A 22,050-nucleotide genomic window follows, 5' to 3' on the forward strand; every position below is an offset into this window, starting at 1 on the left:
TCTGGGTTTATTTTTTGAAAAATCCTGAAGTCCTCCCAATGATCAACAATTCCCAAATGGAAGCAACTGTCCATCCTGGTGCAAAAATGTCATTGTAGAAACCCTTTCCATTTTTTCCGTAATCCCAAGCAGTATGTTGGACTACTTCAGGATAGTAACCTACTTTACCTATCCCCATCATATTCCCTGGATGTGGAAGAATCTGCTCACGCATGGAAGATCTGATCACCTTGGCAAATGCACTAAACTCTTGCTGATTTGTTTCTTCAGCCAACCAATCCAATACTTCATCAAATTCAAAAATGAATACATCAATATGGTTGTTTTCAACAGATACATTCCCCCATCCCCTACTTTTCAGACCAATATCTCCCAACATTTGTCCTTGGGCAAAAGGAACATCCCAAGTGTAGTACCAAGAAAGGGTAAAATATGCTGCCTTCTTTGCTAGATTTATGTAGTGTAGTTTTTCTTTTCCCTTGGTAACTTGAGCCAAATAATACATCGCCGTGGCTGCATAAAGTGAGGCTTCTTTATCCTCACAATCGGCATCAAGGGTGGATGAAAAGTAATCAGATGGATTGATAATCGCCTCTTCCTGATAGATAGCCACTTTTCTAGCTGTTTCCAAATATTGTTTATCATTGAAATAATGATAAGCCATGGTCAATGGCAAAACAATAGATGGTGAACTTCCTCCAGTTTCATCTATCACTTTCAAATCTTTGTCAAACTTTCTTGGAAAACTTCCATCAGCAAACTGTAAAGTCATAAGTCTTGCAAATAAATTTTTGACTTTGCCTTCTAGCTCTTTATGTTGTCTTCCCTGCTTTTTTTCGTATTTCAAATAAAGCAAAAAAGCATAAATCCCTTCTGACTGCCTTCTGATCGAGAATACATCTGTTTCTGTTTTTTTATCAAAATCAATCACTTCTCGGATCAAGCCACTCGCATTGAATCCATTTGAATTGTAACTATCGAAAACTGCATTAGCCATTTCCACCAATTCTGCGTCCTGATTTGCTTCGCCAAACTCAAGGGCATTGAAAGCATTCAGCAAAACTCTACCTATAAAACCAACTTCCAAAATCCCCGTTGAGGTGCATGTCGCTGTTTCTAAATGCACTCCAGAGAACCCTTTCAATTCTTCAAAATCAACATAGGATGATTTGAAAAAGGATGTCAATGTGCTTTTTATTTCATGATCAGAAAATTTCTGATCCTCCAAAACTGAAGGCTTCATTTCTTTATAAGAATGCTCCCACACATCAGCTACAAAATCCGAAAAATCATTTTTATGATGCTTCTGAACCCTGTACTTCAATTGTCTGATTTCTCCTGCCTCAAGTTTGGCGAAAGTGGTGATAGCATCTGCAAGTGTCAGTTTTCTGATATAAGTGTATGGACGCTCAGCATAAGGAAATGCAAATTCCAAATAGGTTTCATTTCCAGATTTTCCAAAACCCAAAGCTCCCAGGTCATTTTCCCCTGACAGTACAACTTCCCCGGCATCATGGGTGGTCAATGAAAGCGTTTCGATCCCATCCAATCTCAACAAGCTATATCCCTTTTTACTTTTAGGATCAAAAACACTTGTCAATGGCGTGCTCAATCTATCTTCTCTTACCAACCAGTCTGTAGATTCTCTGATAGAAGGTGCATTGTCAGGTGATCGCAGATTTTTCCTATACCAATACCCTGGCATCAAGACTTGCGAAGGTTCGAATTCAATATCAGAAAAGTGGATTTTAGATGAAAAATTAAAATAAACCTGTTCTTGGGCTTTAATGTTCACCAAAATATCAGTGTATTCATCACTTTCTTCAAACTGAACTTCTATCTGAACTGGAATTTCTTTGGTAGCCAAAAACTTCCCCGATTCATTTATAGCAATTGGGAATTCCTTCGATTGATTTCCAGGTTTTTTCAAGATAAGTGAAAACGTACTACTCTCCTTGACACCTTCAATTTTACGGTCATTTGCCTTGATACTGAAAGTCAATAAAAATAGACTGCAAATAAGTATTAAATTTCTCATCTCTTTTTTAATTAAATTCTGGAGCAGCCTTACTACTGATACTAGGAACTCCTGCTTCGATTCTTGGCCATCCATTTTCCCAAATAATTTTATCAAGCATCAATGGTCTTCTGCTAGCGCCATTTTGAAGTAGTGGATTGTTTTTGGGAATGGCATGATAAAGAATCCAGTCTGTTCCTGCTTCATCTGTCATGATGTGTCCATTGTGTCCAGGGCCTGCAAAACCATAAGACTCTGAATTGGCACTAAGAATTACTTCTCCAAAATTTCCATCTTTGATATCATTTCCGGATTTGTCTAAATATGGTCCTAAAAGATTATCTGAAACGGCTACACGAACGCGATAGGTACTGTTCGCACCAGCACAACATGAGCCTTCAGATCCGAAATAAATGTATTTGTTATCCTTTTTGATGATATAGGACGCTTCCAAATGATTGTACCCAATATGGATTTTTTCACCCTGTACAGATTTGCCATCATCGGATAATTGCACTGCATAGATTCCATGAAAACTTCCCCAAAAAAGATATTTCTTACCATCTTCCTCAATATAAAATGCATCTATAGAATTTGTAACGCCGATTTCTTGGGAAAGAAACAGTTTTCCTTGATCGATAAAAGGTCCCTCGGGTCTATTCGCAATGGCTAAACCGATTCCGGGATTGGGGTCACCCCATGTAGAATAAGAGTAATACATAAAAAATTCATCTCCAACCTTCGCCACATCAGGTGCCCAGATTCCTCCATCGTTCTTCCAGCTTGGTTTTGAAGGAAATGCAGTTCCCACCAATTGCCAATTGATCAAATCAGAAGAACGTACTATAGGGACAAGCTTGTGTCCACCTTCACTTCCCCAATTGTCCTCTGTACCGTATGCATAGAAATAATCTCCTTCTTTCAAAACTGCCGGATCTGCCAATACTGGTGAAAAAACCGGATTGACATAGGTTTTTTGGACGGGATTTGGATTTTCATCAATCGGTGTGGTAGGCTCAGAGCCATTGTCTCCACAGCCTTGAGAAAGCACCAATATAATCGCCCAAAACCCTATTTTATTTAAGAAATATTGCATCTGATAAATTTTTATGATTTATAAAACAGTAACGTGGAGATAATTCCACGTTACTGCACAATTTAATAGGTTATCTTTTTACCAACCTGGATTCTGATCAAGATTTTTGTTGATATCCAAATCCCTCTGTGGAATTGGCAAAAACTCATGTCTACCGATAACAAAATTATTGAAACCTGGATCTCTGTTTGCGATTTGGGAACCTAGATCACCCCATCTTGCCAAGTCTGCCCAACGATGACCTTCTCCTGATAGCTCTAGAAGTCTTTCATGTTTGAGTTGCTCTAAGAATGCTGTCTGACCTAAGCCTGGCTGTGTTTGCGATAATGGAGCCAATCCTACCCTAGCCCTCACCCTATCTACATGTGCATAAGCCTGAGCAGTTCTACCTGTTGCATTCATCACTTCGGCATACATCAACAAAACATCGGCATACCTTATTGCTCTGTAATTATTAGGAGACCTATATCCTTCTTCATTTCTCCAATGGTCATTGAGAAACTTCCTGAAATAGGCTCTGTTATTTTCCATACCATATCTTTGGGCATAAGTCTGTCCATAAACCATCGTAAACTCAGGCCCTCTTTCGTCTGTATTGGCGAAAAGATAGGATGCAGATAGTCTTGGATCTCTTTCTCCTTGGGTGGTTTGTTCTTTGAGGAACTCTTGAATCGCCCAAGTTCTTGCTTCAGCATCAGCCCATCCAATACCTGGAGGTGCCAAAAACTGAGAAATTGAAGTTCCATAATTATGGTTTGGCGTATCTACATCATTATCGGTTACTTCTGTTGGGTTGATGGTGAATTGCCATTCGAAAACTGACTCTTGGTTGTTTTCGGAAGTGATCAAGAAATTGTCTCTATAATTTGGCATTAGATTATAGATCGAAGCTCCTTCTCCAGTCACAAGCCAATTCAAAGGCGCTTCAGCTTCCGTGTATTTTCCTTGCTGCATGAAAGTCTTTGCCAACAATGCTTGTGCAGCGCCTTTGGTTACCCTACCCAAATCCCTGCTATTGGCATATACGGCAGGAAGTCCATCTACTGCTCTACCAAGATCCAATTCGACCTGAGCCCACACATCCGCTTGAAGGGTTGTTGGAGGCAAGTCAGTTGGCTTGGAGGACTCTAGCATCATTGGAACATTTCCCCAAAGCAAAGCCAAGTTATAATAGAAATATGCACGGAGAAAATATGCTTCACCAAGTAATCTATTCTTTAGATCATTGTTCATTTCGATACCCGGAACATTGTCAATCACTTGATTTGCTCTAAATATCCCCACATAACAATCCACCCAAACATCGATCACAGGGCCAAAGTTATAATCAGGTTGTATAAATCCTCCCATGGCGTTAGCCAAATCAGACCATGGACTTCCTGAATATCCCTCGTCAGATCTGGTGACATAGATTATCGGCATCCACCTAGACATTCCCGGTCTAGCGAAGGTTGAGTAAATTGAATTGACACCTTGTTCGGCATCAGTGGCATTTTGCCAAAACACTTCGATCGTAGGCTGATTTGGATTAATGATGTCCAAATCAGGATCACAGCTCATCACCCCAAAGGAAGCTGCCATCAATATATATTTAAGTAATTTTTTCATGTGTTTGTATATTTTTCTATGGTCATCCCGATTGGTCGGGACAGGCTATGGAGTCTTGCATGATTGAGAATCATCCCATTGTTTGACTTTTTTGTCATGCCTGTCTGCCCCAGGCAGGCTCGATTTCATAAATTAAATGTGTTAGGAATATTAAAATTCAAACTGTAAACCAACGGAGTAGATTCTGCTGGCAGGCCAATTTCCATTGTCGAAACCTCTTTGAAGGATTCCGTTACCTGTGACATCAGGATCTAAACCTGAGTATTTGGTAAAAGTCAGTAGATTCTGTCCACTCACAAATACTCTTGAATTGCTTACATTCCATCTTTGTAGAATTGCCGAATTGAAATTGTAGGCTACTTCCAAATTTCTCAATCTGATGTAAGAACCATCTTCCAACCACCTGTCACTTTCCAATCTTGCATTGTCTATCAAACCAGGATCTCCAACTGACACTCCAATTCTAGGATCTGTTGTATTAGTATTGTTTGGCGACCAAGGACTGATATCTGCCCTGAAGTTTGTATTTTGATAGCTGTCAATTTCCCTTCTGACACCATTCATAAGAGTGTGACCAAATACACCGATCCACTGCATGTTGAAGGAAAAATTCTTGTAAGAAGCATTGAATTGCGCTCCTGTTTGGAGTGTAGGCCAAGGCGAACCAACAAAAGTCCTATCTTCTTGGTTGATTTCTCCATCACCATTTATATCCAAGAACTTCACATCTCCAGGCCTTGCAAAAGGTTGGATGATCTGTCCATCAGCATTCGTATAGTTATTGATTTCTTCCTGACTTTGGAATAAGCCGTCAGTTTTCAACACATACCATTCACCCAAAGGTCTTCCGATCTGTGATCTTGTGATTCCAGTTTGTATGTAGTCAATACCCTCACCAAGATTCCCTACATCCATCACCCTGTTGCGGATGGTGGTCATGTTTGCTGATACATCCCATTTGAAAGCATTTTTGATACTTCTGTAAGTTGCTGCCAATTCGATTCCTCTATTTCTGATGGATGCTGCATTGACTGCTGGTTCACCACCCAGATTTCCCAAGTACCAAGCGATTGGTAAGTTTACTAATACATCTTCAGAAAGGGAATTGTAATACTCAGCAGAAATGGTCAGTTTATCGTCAAAAAATCCTGCATCAAAACCTATGTTATGACTACTCCTTCTTTCCCATCCCAAATTTGGATTGGCCAGTCTAGCTTGGGTAGCTCCCACATAAGCTTGCTCATCAGGACCAAAAATCGCCCTTGGGTTTGAGTTCAAGAATCCTATGTAATCCCAAGAGCCCACAGTTACGATTCCCAACTCTCCATAAGATGCTCTGAATTTCAAATCAGATACCAGAGAAGAATTGAAAAATGCTTCTTCGGAGATTCTCCATCCACCTGCTACCGAAGGAAAAAATCTCGAACGATTGTCGGCTCCGAATCTTGAATCAGAATCGTATCTTCCTGTTACAGTTAGTAGATACCTTTCATCGTAGGTATAATTTGCCCTTCCCAAAAATCCTGAAATAGTGTAATTGACAGGGATAAATCCATCTGCGATCGGATCACCTGTGGCAGAACTTACAGTATTCAAGTATCTTCCATCAAACGACTGCAAATCTGTCCTTCCTGCTGAAAGCACATCTCTTTTGGTATGTTGCTGAGAATGACCTACCACAGCTGACAAATTGTGCTTGCCGAAAGTCTTTGTGTAGTTCAATGTATGCTCCAACAAGAAGCTGGAAAACAAAGATCTATCTTCTATAATGTTGGTCGGAGCAGCTGGTTGGTTAAAATGCCACTCTCCTGCCCTCCTCATTCTTTTGTTGTGATCGAAGCTCAATTCAGCACCTGCATTGAACCTGTAAACCAATCCATCCAAAATATCAACATCCAAAAATGCATTTCCGACAACCTTCGCAAAATTGCTACGGTAGCTATTGATAGCATTCACAGCCACGGGATTCCAAGCGTAGGTAACAGCGTCAGTTGTTCCTTTTCCCCAACCGTCTGGATTTGCACCAGTGATAAATCGTGAATCTTGAACAGGAATGACTGGAAGGTGTTGTGGCATGTCATAAAAAGGATTTCCAGTGCCAGGTGAGTTGGTGATGGAGTTAGTGAAAACCAAATTTTCTCCAAAAGTTACTCTTCCCTTTGTATTTTTTGTATTGATTCTCAATGCCGCCCTTTTGAAATCATTTCCGATCAAAACGCCCTTGTTCTCAAAATAGGAACCTGAAATCAAATAACTACTGTTTTTAGATCCTCCTGACAAAGTGACATTGTAATCTTGGGCATTTCCAAGTCTTGTACCCTCATCATACCAATTGGTATTTATAGCTGGGTCAAAATTCACACCCACACTTGCGGGAGGTGTTAGGCCTGAGTTGTTGAATTGGGTGCGTTGCATTTCGGCAAACTGCACATTGTTCATCATATTATACCCAGGAGGCAATTGCTGAATACCGAATTTTGCAGAAACACTTACTTTTGGAGTACCCTCAGCACCTTGCTTTGTGGTGATGATAATAACACCATTTGCTGCTCTTGAACCATAGATCGCTGCAGCTGATGCATCTTTCAAAATCTGAATTGATTCAATGTCATTCGTATTCATGGTAGGATTGGCATCAGCAATCATCCCATCGATTACGTATAGAGGATTTGAATTGATAAAACTAGCAACTCCCCTGATTTCAACCTGAGCTCCTTGACCTGGAGCACCTCCATTTCTGATAGAAACACCCGGAGCTAAGCCTTGCAGGGATTCGCCAAGAGACGCAGCGGTTACTCTATTGGTTTTGTCTGTACCAACTACGGCAGTTGCACCAGTGAGATCTTTCTTCTTTACAGTTTGATATCCAATGACTACTACCTCATTGAGGTCACTGATATCTTCATCCAGTTCCACTTCAATAGTAGATCTTCCAACCAAAGGAATCTCTTGTTGTAAAAATCCAATGAAGGAAATTACAAGCGTACTTTGGTTACTGCTGACATCTAGCTGGAATTTACCATCCATATCTGTCACAGTACCTTTGGAAGTGCCTTTCTCTATAATGGTAACACCAGGGAAAGGCTCTCCCGTTGTCTTGTCTATTATCGTCCCTTGCACAAGGTGACTACTTTGCGCAATAACAGGCAGATAGTTACAGCTTAGCAATAATAGTAGCCATAAAGCTGATTTCTGTAGCTTTTTTTTCATCGATCATTTTGGGGTTAATGTATTTTATTGATTTTTTCTTTTCAGGAATCCTGAATAATCTTGCAGCATATTTCGCCGCTAAGAATGGTTGAAGCTAGTTCCATTCGTGATCAATGAATAGCACAAATCCGCCAACATTTGATAAAAATCCTCCTTTCAATGGATTTTGACGGCTTAGTTTCAAAACTTGATTGATTAATTACTTTATTTAAAGTAAGCTTGTTCTAAGATTCAACTTTCAGCCCAAAATCGTGAACCTAGAAAAATCTTTTCCTCTTATTCTTAAAAGAAAAAATAGCTTTGTCAATTGCCTGATTATTCTTTTTATATACCTTTTGCCAAACTTTTCTTTTGCTCAAAAAACTTATTTTAAGCATATCAATGTAGAGGATGGCCTAAGCCATAATACTGTATTTACAATTTTTCAAGACTCAAAAGGCTTTATGTGGTTTGGCACAAAGGATGGTCTCAACCGATATGATGGACACCAATTTAAGATATTTAAAAACGAACCTGACAAACCACAAAGTCTGAGAAACAACAATGTCCTTTTCATCTATGAATCCTTCGAGAAGAAACTTTGGCTGGGGACAAATGATGGGATTTCAATCTATGATCCCAGCACAGAAACTTTCACGGATTTTTTGGTTACTGACCAAAATGGAGAACCTATTTGGGGTCAAATTCTAAAAATCAAAGAGGATAAATCAGGAAATATCTGGGTAGCATCAAGTTCAGCGGGACTGTATCGCTTTGACCCGAAAACAGAGAAGTTAACCCACTACTATCATATTGCAGATAAATCCGGCTCATTGGGTTCAGGATCAGTTTCTTCTTTGAGCATTGATGAAAAAGGTGTTGTTTGGGTTGGGATTTTGGGAGGAAGTGTACAGAGATTTGTGCCAGTCAACGAATCATTTACACAATTTGACAGTCCTGACCAGACATTGAAGAAAGACTTGATTTTGGACATATTTGATCATGGGAATGAATTGTTGATAGGAACAAAAAATGGAGGGTTGAAATCATTGGACAAAGAGACTGGCAAACTCAAAGATGTACTGGCCGAAGATCAGGAAAACAACTCCCTCTTTGTAAGAAACATCGCCAAATATGATGGACAAGAGGTATGGGTCTGTACAGAGTTGGGAATATATGTATATAATGCAACGGAAAAAAAATACAAACACTTGGTGCAAAACCCAAATGATCCCTATTCACTTTCAGACAACGCTGTTTACTCCATTTATAAAGACAGTGAAGGTGGTATTTGGCTGGGAACATATTTTGGAGGAATCAATTATCTTCCAAATTCCCCAACGACTTTTGAAAAGTACTACCCGATTATCAACCAAAACTCTATTGAAGGAAAAAGGGTCAGGGAATTTGTCGAAGATGGCAAAGGCAACATTTGGATAGGAACAGAAGATGCCGGATTGACAAAGTTCAGGCCTGAGGAAAATACTTTTACAAACTACCTACCCAAAAAAGACAAAAATTCCATTAGCTATCACAACATACATGGCTTAATGCTTGACAAGGAAGAACTTTGGATTTCCAGCCATAGCCAAGGTCTGAAGCTAGATATTCTCAACCTCCAAGACGAGGAGTTTAAAAGATTGGATCAATCAAATCTTCAAAATCCATTATTTGATTCTGATATATTTTCGATTCTAAAAGATTCTCAAGGCAACAAGTGGTTTGGAACAATTTCGGGTGTTTATATCATCCGTGCAGGTCAAAGCACCATGGAATTTTTTGAGCCCCTCAGTATTAGTTTTTACTATGACATACTGGAAGACAGCAAGAAGAACATTTGGTTTGCAACAGTGAATAATGGTCTCTTCCAATACAATTCAAAAACCGGTGAAACCAAGCATTATATGCCTGATAATAAAATCAAAGGCTCTTTGCCTGGAATATCTGTCATTAGCTTATTTGAGGACAGCAAAAAGAGGTTGTGGCTCGGTACAGAAGGATATGGGCTAAGCCTCTACAATGAAAAAGACGACAACTTTGAAACATTCAACACTTCAGATGGACTACCAAGCAATACTGTTTACAAAATCCTTGAGGATGATTTGGGTTATCTTTGGACGAGTACTGGAATGGGGCTTGCCAGATTTTCTCCAGAAAACAAAAAAATAGAATCCTACACCAAATCTGATGGTTTACTTTCTGAACAATTCAATTATAAATCAGGCTTAAAATCCAAAAATGGAACTCTTTACTTTGGTTCTTTGAATGGCTTTATAGCCTTTGACCCAAAGACATTCACCAAAACAAATAAAGAATCAAAGATTGTTTTGACAGGTTTGAAGCTGTTCAACGAAGAGGTGCAAGTAAATTCTCCAGACAAAATATTGCAAACCAGTATTTCTGAGACCACATCCATAAATCTAAAGCATTTCCAATCTTCTATCACCATATCCTTTGCAGCACTAGGATATACGTTTACAGATTCATGGAAGTATGTGTACAAGCTAGACGGGTTGGAAAAAGACTGGAATTATCTTAGAAAAAACAACGAAGTGTCTTACTTGAATATCCCTCCTGGATCTTATACTTTCAGGGTAAAAACGGTCAACGATCAGGGTGTTTTCAGCACTGAAGAGACTACCTTGATGATCCATGTCTCTCCCCCCTTTTACTTCTCCAATGTAGCGCTAATTGTATATTTCCTGCTATTCTTAGCCTTAGCATATATCCTCATTTCTTCATATAGAAATAAAATCTCCAAAAGGCATCGGGACAATATCCGAAAATTGGAGTCTGAAAAAGAGAAGGAAATTTTTCATGCAAAAATTGAGTTTTTTACAAACATCACACACGAAATCAGAACTCCATTGACCTTGATCAAAGGGCCTTTGGAAATTCTTGTGAACTCAAATGAAGGTTTTTCAGATAATACAAAGGAAAACTTAAGAATCATGGAGAAAAATGCCAATAGACTGATTCTTTTGAGCAATCAGCTTTTGGATTTTCGCAAAGCCGAAAAGCAAAGTTTCCAACTGAATTTTGTACGGACTGATATCTCGGGGATTATAGAAGATCTTCACTACAGATTCAAACCGATGGCTGAAAAAAACCAGCTCAATTTCACCCTTACAGGCGTGGAGAAAAATTTCTTTGCCGATGTGGATCAAGAAGAAACCACAAAAATCTTGAGCAATCTGATTTCCAATGCACTCAAGTATGGAGATTTACAAGTGAGTATTCATTTGGACACCAATGCTTCTGATTACTTTCAAGTACATGTTTGCAATGATGGAAAATTGATAGATGAAGCTTATCAAGGGAAAATCTTTGAACCATTCTATCAGATAGATCCTGACGAAACCCAAAAACCCAGACAAGGAACTGGACTTGGTCTTCCACTTGCCAAATCACTATCCGAAATGCATGGTGGCGAGCTATTTTTCAATCCCACTTTCAAAATCGGAGTCAATTGCTTCACTTTAAAACTTCCGGTAAAGCAAGCATACAGCTATCAATTGGAAGAATCTGAAGATGCGAAGATATATGAGGAAGTGAATTTGGAAGATGATTCTACAGCTGATACTATAAATGACACAGCCAAACCAAGTATTCTTTTGGTAGAGGACAATAAGGAACTGCAGTCATTTATAGATACCAACCTTAGGAATGAATATCAGATCTACAAAGCTTCAAATGGTATAGAAGCCTTGCAAGTTTTGGATTCTTTGATGGTGGACCTGATCATTTCTGATATCATGATGCCACTGATGGATGGAATAGAACTCTGTAAGCAACTGAAGTCCAATTTGGCATATTCACACCTACCGATAATCCTACTCACTGCGAAAAGCAATATGAATTCAAAAATCGAAGGATTGGAAGTTGGCGCTGATGTGTATTTAGAAAAACCATTTTCTCTGGAATATTTAATCCTTCAAATCAAAAACCTCCTGAAGTATCGAGACCAAGTCAGAAAAAGCTTTGCAAACTCTCCTGGGGTTTTGGCCATCAGTATTGCACATACCAAAGCAGACGAGGAGTTTCTTGACTCAGTGAACTTCTTTATCAATGAAAACATCTCCAACGAACAATTTGGAGTCAATGAATTGGCAGAAAAGGTAAATATGAGTCAATCAAGCCTATTGAGAAAAATCAAAGGAATCTCAAAATTAACCCCAAATGAATATATCCGACTTGTAAGGCTTAAACATGCCGCAGAATTATTGGGAACAGGAAAGTACAGTATATCGGAAGTTTGCTCCATGATCGGATTCAACTCACCCAGCTACTTTTCCAAATGCTTCCAAAAGCAGTTTGGAGAACTTCCAAAGGATTATCAGAAAAATTAAAACAGCAAACTGATAAACTATCCATAGAATGAATTGGATACTTAGGAAAAAGAAAATGCTGAGTTACTAAACCACTCAGCATTTTCTTTTTCAATATAAGACTATCCGCATTCTTTCACGTAACCAAACAATAGATTGTCGAATGAACGATTCTTGGTTCTGTTGACTGTGAACAGTTGTCTGCTGACGAGTATCCGCCACTTACAAAGCTTCTTATTACATAACGTGCTATATTGCGGATACTCATATTTCAATAAATCTCAACACTAATATTTGGCAGGAGAATCTTTTGCCGGTAAGCTATTTTTGATAAACTCCCTAATATCATCATTGGATGTTTTGAGGTCTTCCGCTCTCAGATACATCATGTGTCCGCTTCTGTATCCTTTGAAAGACAAACGATCTTTTAATTTACCATTTTGATCCATTTGCCACATATTGAACTTGGCATTGAAATAATCCGTACCACCATCGAAATATCCAGATTGAGTCATTACATGCAAATAAGGGTTCTGACGCATGGCATTTGCCAATTGCTCACCTGTATTTTCATTGCTTCTATCCCATGGATGAACTGGACCAAATAGATTATAAGTCAGGTCAGTTTTATAGTTCAAAACATTTCTTGCATACAAATTGAAAGCCGGAGCAAAAGCATGGTTCCAAGCAGTGAGTGCAGGATCAAAATCTGGTCTTTCGCCATTGCCTGTCCTATCGATACCCTTGTACCTACTATCCAACCTTCCGATAGTCAATCCTTGATCTCTCAATAATTCTTTCCAGAAGAAGTTTGTCGGTACAGCAAGGTTGTGTTCCAAAATCACTTTCTCACTCAAACCTGAGTAATATGACATTTTTTTGGCTATTTCATTTCTTTTTGATGGATCGATGGATCCACCTTTTGCCATAGCAGGCAATACAACATCGATAGTATATGCTTCCACTTCCTCCAGAATTTCATCCAAATCCCTGGCTTGAAGTTCAGTAGCAAGTACCTTATGGTACCAAGCAGTGGCTGCATAGTATGGGAGGTAATTTGCCGAAGCTACTGGACCTTCCCTATCAAGTCCCATTGGAGTTGGTGACACTAAGACCACTCCATTGAAGTACATCCAATGGGAATTCTGCAATTGGGAAACCAAACCTGCAACACGAGTAGTACCATAACTTTCACCAATCAAATACTTTGGTGAAGCCCATCTATTTTGTCTTGTTACGAATGTATTGACCCAGTCGGCTAAATATTTGATATCAGAGTTGATTCCGAAAAACGTAGACCTGGGAGTCTCTTTGTTGACGATTCTTGAATATCCAGTATTGACAGGATCTACGAATACGATATCTGCCACATCTAGAATAGAATGTGGATTCTCACTATATCCATAGGGTTGTAAAGGATATCCTTCATCATCGATATTCAATTTGTATGGACCTGTATATGCTAAGTGCATCCAAAGTGAAGCAGAACCTGGCCCGCCATTGAAAGAAACGACCAATGGTCTTTTTGCTTTATCAGAAACATCTGTTCTTTCATAATAGGTATAAAAAAGAGATGCCATAGGTTTGCCATCCTCATCCCATACTGGCATAGTGCCGGCTGTAGCTTTGTAAGGAACTCTCTTGCCGTTTATTGAGATTTCGTGGGAAGTAACTACTGCAGATTCTATTTCAATTTGTCTAGTTTCCTGTGCTTTTACATTCCCCAAACAGAAAACTATCAAAAATGTACCCAGTAAATATTTTTTTATCATCATAATTGGATTTGTTTTCCACTAAATTAAGTGATAATTCCAAACTGATTCTTGATTTTACACAAACCTTTGGAGATTTAGGTTGAACGGAGATATTTTCAACTGCTACATTTAGGCAATTTGAATTGATATTGATTGATATTGATTGATATTGGATCCGCCAAGGCGGACAAGTTATTGTTAGATACTAGATATTAGTAGATATTGATGGATATTAGATCCGGCAAGGTGGACAAGTTATTGAGTTGATATTGGATGAACGAAGTATGTGTGGCTTTCAGGTGGTGGTTTTGGTGGTTGTAGCTTTTTTATCAAGATCAATAATCCGAGATTTGAGGCTAATGAAAAAAGGAAAAAGCAATCCTCTATTTTTCTTTAGAAGCATATGAAACTAATTTGGCTATCACTACAGCAGGATATAGAATTCCTGAAGCAGATAGGAAGACCGAAAGCATTTTTGTAGGAAGATTGGCGGGAAATACATCACCAAAACCCAAGGTGCTGATACATGACAAACTGTAATAAATATATTCTCCATAATCGGCGTCAAGCCCACCCAAAGACTTATTACCTTCAAGGGATTCTCCAGTGATCAAATGAATCACTTCAAAACCAAAAGCTCCGATCATCGCCAATAAGAGGTAAACATTTACAGAACCGATTATCCGATGGATATTTACTTCATCATTTCTAAAAAGCAAACTGAAGTTGATAATAACCAAAGCCAACAAATTCAATATAGCAACAATCCTTTCAAACAAATAAAACTCGTAAGGATTGTCTCCAAATCTTATCAATCTCAAAGAAATATGCAGCAAAAAAAGGACTGAAGATAATATCAAATAAGGTCTTTGATGGGAAGAAAAAATCCCAACAAAAAACAAGAGAATCAACATGATATTTAGGAAAAGTGTGGCATCTTTTTGATACTCAATAAAAACTGGGAGTACAAAAACCGTAAAAAACAACATGATCAAAAGCGCTGGGAAACTTACATCTGAAACCCAAAAACTATTTATTCTTTTGATAAAATTGTCCATTTTTTGCTTTATTTATTCAACTGTTAAAGATGCCCATTTTTTTTGATGTAGTTAATAAAAAATAAAAAATGTACATCCCCTTTCTTACTAATAGCCGACCAAATTGATATATTTCATGTCAATTGATGTACTAGATACTAATCCACTAATAATCGATAACGATTATCCTCATAATTTTATTGGAAAATTCAAACTCTGGTGTCATTGCGGATAATCATAAAATGCAATTTTAAAATCACTTCCCTACATTATTGACAAAACACAAAACTGATTTTTTGCAAGATGATTTGATTTCCCACACAGGTACACTTGCAAATTTTGCCTATTTTTGGATTAGTTCGAATCAATCTATAATCATTCATGTTCCTAACTATCGAAAATATCCTGTTCATAGGATCTATTTTGCTATTTTTAAGCATTTTAGCTGGAAAGACCTCATACAAATTCGGTGTCCCTACCTTAGTATTGTTTCTTTTGATCGGAATGATTGCAGGTTCTGATGGAATGGGGATTCAGTTTAATAATCCCGAAATTGCACAGTTTATTGGTATCGTATCTCTGAATTTCATTCTTTTTTCTGGTGGCTTGGACACCAACTGGAAGTCAATCAAACCAGTTTTGGGACAAGGCATTGCACTATCTACTATTGGTGTTTTGCTGACAGCTACTTCTCTTGGTGTTTTTGTGTGGGCTATTTCAGACTTTACAATTTATGAAGGGCTATTATTGGGAGCGATTGTATCATCTACTGATGCGGCAGCGGTATTTTCGATCTTACGATCAAAAAGCCTTGCCTTGAAATACAGGTTAAGGTCAACACTAGAGTTGGAGAGTGGAAGTAATGATCCGATGGCTTATGTCATGACCATTGCATTTTTAGGTTTGGTCCTCAACCCAAATATGGGATTTGGATCTCTTGTCATTCTATTTTTCCAACAAATGCTGCTTGGTGCAGCTCTAGGCTTAGGATTTGGCTGGCTGAGCAAACAAGCAGTCAATAGAATCAATCTCGGATTTGAAGGACTTTACCCGGTACTTGTAATTTCACTGATGTTTATTACATTTTCCTTCACCGATTTGGTTGGAGGAAATGGCTTCTTGGCAGTATATCTCTGTGCTGTGTATTTGGGAAATCAGGAATTGATCCATAAGAATACCATTTTAAAAATGTTTGATGGATTCGCGTGGCTGATGCAAATAGTACTCTTTTTGACTTTGGGACTTCTCGTGAATCCTACCGATATAGTACCGTTGCTTGGGTTAGGCTTGGCAGCATCTGGATTTTTGATATTCGTATCTAGGCCTTTTGGAGTATTTCTGACATTGCTTCCTTTCAAGATGAAAAACAGAAGACGTTGGTATGTCTCATGGGTTGGCTTGAGAGGTGCTGTACCTATAGTATTTGCTACCTATCCACTGATCGCGGGAATAGACAAGGCATCTACTATCTTCAATATTGTATTTTTTATATCACTGACATCTGTCTTGGTACAGGGGACGACATTATCTTTGGTTGCAAATTGGCTGAAAGTAGCTTTGCCTGAAAAATTAAAACCAAAATCACCTGTCGATTACATCACAAATGAAGCTCCCAAAACTGCAATGGCAGAAATTGATATTCCTTTGGGACACCAAATCGTCGGAAAAAAAATACTGGACTTAGGTTTTCCTAAAAATGCAATCATCGCAATGCTGCGAAGAGAAGGTGAATTCATAACTCCAAAAGGAACAACAGAAATCCTTGCTGATGATCAGCTTTTGGTACTTGCAGAAAATGAACTGAGCCTAAGCGACGTTTATAATACTTTGCAAATCCCCAAACCTGAAATTGAGGAAGAATAAAAATAAAAAAATCCCAGCTTTTCGGCTGGGATTTTTTTAATTAAGCTGCATTTCTAGCTGCGTTGATGATTCCAAACATTGTCCGCAAAATCAATTTTTGAAGTACCGGATCGTCTTCTCCAGTTTTTAGCATCGTCTGGATTGCATATTGCTGAATCGTAATCAGCGGCAATACAATCTTTTCTCTGATAGCGATAGATTCTTTCGATGTAGGGTTGTCTTGAAGCAAATGTTCCATTCCAGAGACTTCCAAAATATATTGAAGTGTACGCTGATATTCCGTAAACATCAAATTCCATAGATCTGCATATTTTGGATCATCCTTCAGGTAAGCCGTAGATTTGTAGAAAGACTTCGCCAAAGACTGCATTGAGTTGCCCAAAAGAGATCTAAAGAAAAGTGAGTCATTATACAAAGCTTTTGCTTGCTCAAATTTCCCTTCATTTTTCAAGGCTTCCAAAGCTGCTCCTACCCCGAAAAACCCTGGGATATTTTGCTTCATTTGTGCCCAAGAGCCAACAAAAGGAATTGCTCTCAAATCATCAAATTTCAATCCCGAATCTTTTCCTCTTTTCAAAGGTCTAGAACCAATATTGACTTGACCGAAATACTTCAATGGAGTCACATGTTCCAAATAAGGTAAGAATTGAGGATGGTTTTTGAAATCTTTGTAAAATTGGTAAGATACATCAGCCATTTTGTTGATCAGAACCCTTTGATCATTGGAGAGGGATTTTTCTGAAGATGGATAAAGCTCATTTTCTACACCCGCACAGAGGAGTTGCTCTAGATTGTAGCTACAAGACACAGGCTTTCCGTAGTTTGAGGAAATGGTCTGACCCTGAATTGTGATCTGAATCTCTTCATTCTCAACTTGTGGCCCAAGTGAAGCATAGAAGTTATGCATGTTTCCACCACCTCTAGCAGGAGGCCCACCTCTCCCGTCGAAAAAGACGACACTGACATCATAAAGTCTTGATATTTTAGTCAGTTCCTCCTTTGCTTGAAGAATAGACCAGTTGGCTCTTATATAGCCACCATCTTTGGTTCCATCAGAGAAGCCAAGCATGATGGTTTGCTTTTGCTTTCTAAATTTCATGTGCGCTGCATAGTCTTTGTTCTTGTACAGCTGCTCCATAATTTTAGGAGCTTGTGCAAGATCATCGATCGTTTCAAAAAGCGGCACAATATCAAGAGGTAATTCACCTTCTTTATGATCTATACTCAGTTTTGCCAATTTGAATACTTCCAAAACATGTAATGCTGATTGGCAATTGGAGATGATGTAGCGGTGCAATCCATCTTCACCATTTTCCTTCTGTACAGTTTGGATTGCATCAAAACTCTTAAGCATTTCCTTATGGAAATCATCTTTAAGTTTTGATTCATTAGGAAGTTCTTTGATATCAAACAAAAACTTGATTTTATCATCATCATTTAGCTTATGATAAGCTTCAAGCTCTTTTTCACCGAACTCCATTTCGATGACTTCATCCCAAAGACCATCATGTTTTCTACTATCCTGACGAACGTCCATATTGGCAAAATGGAAACCGAAGATTTTCACCTTGAGGATAAATTCATCCAACTGCTCCAAGAAAAGTCCTTCATGATATTCCACAAGGCATCTTCTTGCTTCCATCAGATCATTCAACAAATCGTCCTTGGCATTGTAGTAGCTTTTTTCTTCAAAAAGTGAATTGAACAGACCATTTTCTACTTTCAACATTATTGGCTCGACATGCTTGAAAGTCAACCTTCTTCTTATAATTCTAATATCCCTATAGTAGCATCTTAGGATCCATTTCTGAAGCCTTTCTGCAACTTTCACCGTAATATCATGCGTCACAAAGGGATTCCCATCTCTGTCTCCTCCAGGCCAAAAACCTACTTTGAGCAATCCAGGATTGTCCCATTCATGAAGCGGGATTTCGAGGCTATTGAGCAACCTCGTAAGGATATCGGGAATGCTTTTGTAAAATACATTTGTCAAAAACCAGATCAAACTTACTGCTTCATCTAATGGAGAAGGTTTTTCTTTATTGATAAATCCAGTTTTCCCAAGCTGTTGCAATAGAAGGTTGATATTGCCTAAATCGTTGTTTTTGATGGCAGTCTCCAAATCTGTAATAATCCCTAGTACATTTCCAGGATAAAATTGCGTCGGATGCGCTGTCAAAGTAAGTCTTACAGAAAAGTTTTTGAGTTTTTCTATTAGAGCTTCTCTTTTTCTATCATTATCTACTCGGGTAATAAGGGCATTTACTGTTCCCTTACCTTTGGCATCGTGGATTTTGTCAAATGCTGCATCTTCAATAGAGTCGAAAAGCACAACTTGGCGCTCAACATACTGCACCATTTTAAACAATAAATTATGGCGTTCTTCTTCAGAGTTTTTGGCCATTAATTCTTCAAAAAAGCCATTGATGATCTCTTTTGGTGTTTTGTCTTTTTTGTAGCCATCTTCACATTTAGTTGCCAAAATAGGCAACAAAGTTCCAGTTCTATTGATATCACTGAATGGTAAGTCTAGAAAGAGACTATTATAAATGGTGAATCTTTTGGCTACTTCGGTTTGATAATTATTCTTTGACATTTTTAGGTTTAATGGTTTGAGAATTGTGAAATTACATAAAATTTATATTTTTTTCAAAAATCGAAACTGATTTATAAATTATCATCATGAAAAGGAATATTTTCTTACTGATTCAATCATAAAAACTCAATATCTTTAATGATCATTGAAAAAGAAATAACTCCATATTATCATAGATGTTGAAAATACCTTCGTCTTTTTTTCGTAATTTAGGATTTTTAACCCTAAAAAGAAATTTCCAAGATACATGATTATAGCTATACTATCAGGTTTCATAGTCGCATCTATGGTTCCTATTTTGAGTAAATTAATCAAAGGCAAAGGGTCGATACTTTTACCGTTTCTGCCGTTAGGATTGTTTGCGTATTTCATAAGTTTTATACCAAAAGTAAGCAATGGTATAGCTGTTGACAGATTCTATTCTTGGGTTCCAAGTTTTGGAATAGATTTATCCTTTCGATTGGATGGGCTGTCTATGCTATTTGCATTATTGATAACTGGCATAGGAACGCTAGTCTTCTTCTATACTTTCAGTTATCTGAAAGGCCACCCTTACCTCGATAGGTTTTATGGCTATCTCAGTATGTTTATGGCTTCGATGTTGGGCTTAGTTCTATCTGACAATATCATCACGCTATTTATATTTTGGGAATTGACCAGTATCAGTTCCTTTTTCCTAATCGGGTTCAATAATGATGATCCAAATTCCAGAAAATCAGCTTTGCTTGCACTAAGCATTACTGGTTTGGGCGGATTGTTTTTGTTGGCAGGTGTCTTGCTTTTGGGAACTTCAGGAGGTACTTATTCCATCCAAGATCTTTTGTCACAGTCAGAAGCTTTGAAAAGCTCCGCCAACTATAATTGGATCATATTCCTGCTCTTTATTGCTGCATTTACAAAGTCTGCACAATTTCCATTTCACTTCTGGCTACCTGGAGCGATGAAAGCCCCAACTCCAGTTAGTACTTATTTGCATTCAGCAACAATGGTAAAAGCAGGGATCTATTTATTGGCAAGGTTCACGCCAGTTTTGGGAGGGACTCCGGAATGGAACAACACTTTGATAATCGTGGGAGCTGTGACGATGACTTATGCTGCCATTCATGCATTGTTCAGGTTGGATATGAAAGGCATTCTGGCATATTCAACCATATCGGCTTTGGGGATTTTGGTTTTTCTCATTGGTTTGGGAACAGAGCAAGCATTGTTGGCGGCTGGAGTTTTTATTTTGGTACATGCACTCTACAAAGCGACGCTCTTCTTGGTAACAGGAATCGTTGACCACGAGACAGGTACTCGAGATGTGAGCGTGTTGTCAGGTTTGAGAAAAGTGATGATGCCTGTGGCCATTGCGGCTTTTTTGGCAGCGCTTTCCAATGCTGGGGCGCCACCATTTTTCGGATTTATTGGAAAAGATCTGATATATGAAGCTACGCTTTATTTGGGAGATTGGGCTTATGTATTGACAGGAGCGGCTATTGTTACCAATGTATGTTTGTTATTTGCGGGACTTCTAGCTGGCTACAAGCCATTTGTAGGGGCATTGCCTACCCAATTTGAGAAAGTGCACCTTCCCCACCCTACCATGTGGGCACCTCCATTGATTTTGGCTGGTTTGGGTTTGCTTTTTGGACTAATCCCTTCACTGATAGAAAAAAGCATCATTCAGCCGGTATTTACAAGTTTGGTAAACAATGAAACTGTGATTCATATCAAGCTTTGGCATGGATTCAATATTGTATTGGGATTGAGTCTATTGACTCTGACGCTTGGTGCAATGTTGTATTGGAAACTCAAACCATCAGAGAATCTAATGAGCAAGACATTAAGATTTGAAGTCATTTCTCCAAAGTCTTTGGTGGAGAAGTTCAGGTCGTTATTTATTGGATTAGCCCAATTTTGGACAGGGTTTTTCCAAAATGGTTATTTGAGAAATTATGTCATTACCATATTAGGGTTTCTTACATTGCTTTTAGGATATAGACTGTATCAAGGAGTAAATCTATACATAGATTTCGCTTCATTGACTGATTTGACGATCTATGAAGTTATTGTGGTCATCATCATGGCTGTATCTATCATATTTACAGTATTCTCAAAATCCAGATTGGTCGCAGTCGCTTCTTTGGGGGTAATTGGGTATGCTATCTGTTTGATCTTCTTGTTTTATTCCGCCCCGGATTTGGCAATGACCCAGTTCTCAATAGACACCTTGACAGTTATCCTATTTGTATTGGTCATTTACAACCTACCAAAATACAAAACATTTTCGTCGATTGGAGTAAGGATAAGAGATGGTGTATTGTCCATTTTCTTTGGAACATTGATAGCCATCTTGACTTTGGAAGTGCTTTCAGAGCCATTGAATAGAGAGACGTCTATTTTCTATGCAGAAAGTGCCTATTTATTGGCAAAAGGAAAAAATGTGGTAAACGTCATCCTCGTAGATTTTAGAGGTTTTGATACAATGGTTGAGATTACCGTTTTGGTAATTGCTGCGATTGGGGTATTTAGTTTATTGAAATTGAGATTGAAAAGTATAGAAAAAGAATAGTATGAAAT

General features: G+C 38.4%; 10 protein-coding genes. 3 read left to right on the forward strand and 7 right to left on the reverse strand.

What is annotated here, in order from left to right:
- Positions 1-7: 7 nt before the first annotated feature.
- From MM236_RS03405 to MM236_RS03420, 4 genes are all read right to left on the reverse strand, one after another.
- Positions 8-2,038 (reverse strand): glycoside hydrolase family protein, encoded by a 2,031-nt coding sequence (locus MM236_RS03405; protein ID WP_241273525.1) that lies wholly within the window; start codon positions 2,036-2,038, stop codon positions 8-10.
- 7 nt (positions 2,039-2,045) lie between these two features.
- On the reverse strand, positions 2,046-3,113 hold the full coding sequence (locus tag MM236_RS03410) for a family 43 glycosylhydrolase (RefSeq protein ID WP_241273526.1): 1,068 nt from the start codon (positions 3,111-3,113) through the stop codon (positions 2,046-2,048).
- 78 nt (positions 3,114-3,191) lie between these two features.
- A complete protein-coding gene (locus tag MM236_RS03415) occupies positions 3,192-4,721 on the reverse strand; it encodes a RagB/SusD family nutrient uptake outer membrane protein (protein ID WP_241273527.1) in 1,530 nt (509 codons plus the stop codon).
- A gap of 150 nt (positions 4,722-4,871) precedes the next feature.
- Positions 4,872-7,931 carry a SusC/RagA family TonB-linked outer membrane protein gene (locus MM236_RS03420; protein WP_241273528.1) on the reverse strand — a complete coding sequence of 1,020 codons (3,060 nt, stop codon included), beginning with the start codon at positions 7,929-7,931 and terminating at the stop codon, positions 4,872-4,874.
- 251 nt (positions 7,932-8,182) lie between these two features.
- Between MM236_RS03420 and MM236_RS03425 the strand changes: the two genes are divergently transcribed.
- Entirely contained in the window at positions 8,183-12,259 is a 4,077-nt protein-coding gene (locus MM236_RS03425) for a hybrid sensor histidine kinase/response regulator transcription factor (RefSeq protein WP_241273529.1), read from the forward strand.
- Positions 12,260-12,525: 266 nt separating this feature from the next.
- Here the strand turns inward: MM236_RS03425 and MM236_RS03430 are convergent, their stop codons facing one another.
- Complete coding sequence (locus MM236_RS03430; RefSeq protein ID WP_241273777.1) at positions 12,526-14,010, reverse strand: S10 family peptidase; 1,485 nt, start codon at positions 14,008-14,010, stop codon at positions 12,526-12,528.
- 365 nt (positions 14,011-14,375) lie between these two features.
- Entirely contained in the window at positions 14,376-15,050 is a 675-nt protein-coding gene (locus MM236_RS03435; RefSeq protein ID WP_241273530.1) for a potassium channel family protein, read from the reverse strand.
- 360 nt (positions 15,051-15,410) lie between these two features.
- On the opposite strand from MM236_RS03435, the gene MM236_RS03440 reads away from it, so the two are divergent.
- On the forward strand, positions 15,411-16,892 hold the full coding sequence (locus MM236_RS03440) for a potassium/proton antiporter (protein ID WP_241273531.1): 1,482 nt from the start codon (positions 15,411-15,413) through the stop codon (positions 16,890-16,892).
- Positions 16,893-16,932: 40 nt separating this feature from the next.
- Here the strand turns inward: MM236_RS03440 and MM236_RS03445 are convergent, their stop codons facing one another.
- Positions 16,933-19,488 (reverse strand): phosphoenolpyruvate carboxylase, encoded by a 2,556-nt coding sequence (locus MM236_RS03445; RefSeq protein ID WP_241273532.1) that lies wholly within the window; start codon positions 19,486-19,488, stop codon positions 16,933-16,935.
- Between the two features lie 247 nt (positions 19,489-19,735).
- Here MM236_RS03445 and MM236_RS03450 point away from each other — a divergent pair, with 247 nt between their 5' ends.
- Positions 19,736-22,042, forward strand: a complete 2,307-nt coding sequence (locus MM236_RS03450) for a putative monovalent cation/H+ antiporter subunit A (RefSeq protein WP_241273533.1) — start codon at positions 19,736-19,738, stop codon at positions 22,040-22,042.
- Positions 22,043-22,050: the final 8 nt, after the last annotated feature.

Origin of the sequence: Belliella calami (assembly GCF_022549695.1) — a bacterium.
Taxonomy (GTDB): Bacteria; Bacteroidota; Bacteroidia; order Cytophagales; family Cyclobacteriaceae; genus Belliella; species Belliella calami.

Coding starts and splice junctions, on each gene's coding strand:
- MM236_RS03405 (WP_241273525.1), bottom strand. CDS start 2,038: ATGAGAAATTTAATACTTATTTGCAGTCTATTTTTATTGACTTTCAGT.
- MM236_RS03410 (WP_241273526.1), bottom strand. CDS start 3,113: ATGCAATATTTCTTAAATAAAATAGGGTTTTGGGCGATTATATTGGTG.
- MM236_RS03415 (WP_241273527.1), bottom strand. CDS start 4,721: ATGAAAAAATTACTTAAATATATATTGATGGCAGCTTCCTTTGGGGTG.
- MM236_RS03420 (WP_241273528.1), bottom strand. CDS start 7,931: ATGAAAAAAAAGCTACAGAAATCAGCTTTATGGCTACTATTATTGCTA.
- MM236_RS03430 (WP_241273777.1), bottom strand. CDS start 14,010: ATGATAAAAAAATATTTACTGGGTACATTTTTGATAGTTTTCTGTTTG.
- MM236_RS03435 (WP_241273530.1), bottom strand. CDS start 15,050: ATGGACAATTTTATCAAAAGAATAAATAGTTTTTGGGTTTCAGATGTA.
- MM236_RS03440 (WP_241273531.1), top strand. CDS start 15,411: ATGTTCCTAACTATCGAAAATATCCTGTTCATAGGATCTATTTTGCTA.
- MM236_RS03445 (WP_241273532.1), bottom strand. CDS start 19,488: ATGTCAAAGAATAATTATCAAACCGAAGTAGCCAAAAGATTCACCATT.
- MM236_RS03450 (WP_241273533.1), top strand. CDS start 19,736: ATGATTATAGCTATACTATCAGGTTTCATAGTCGCATCTATGGTTCCT.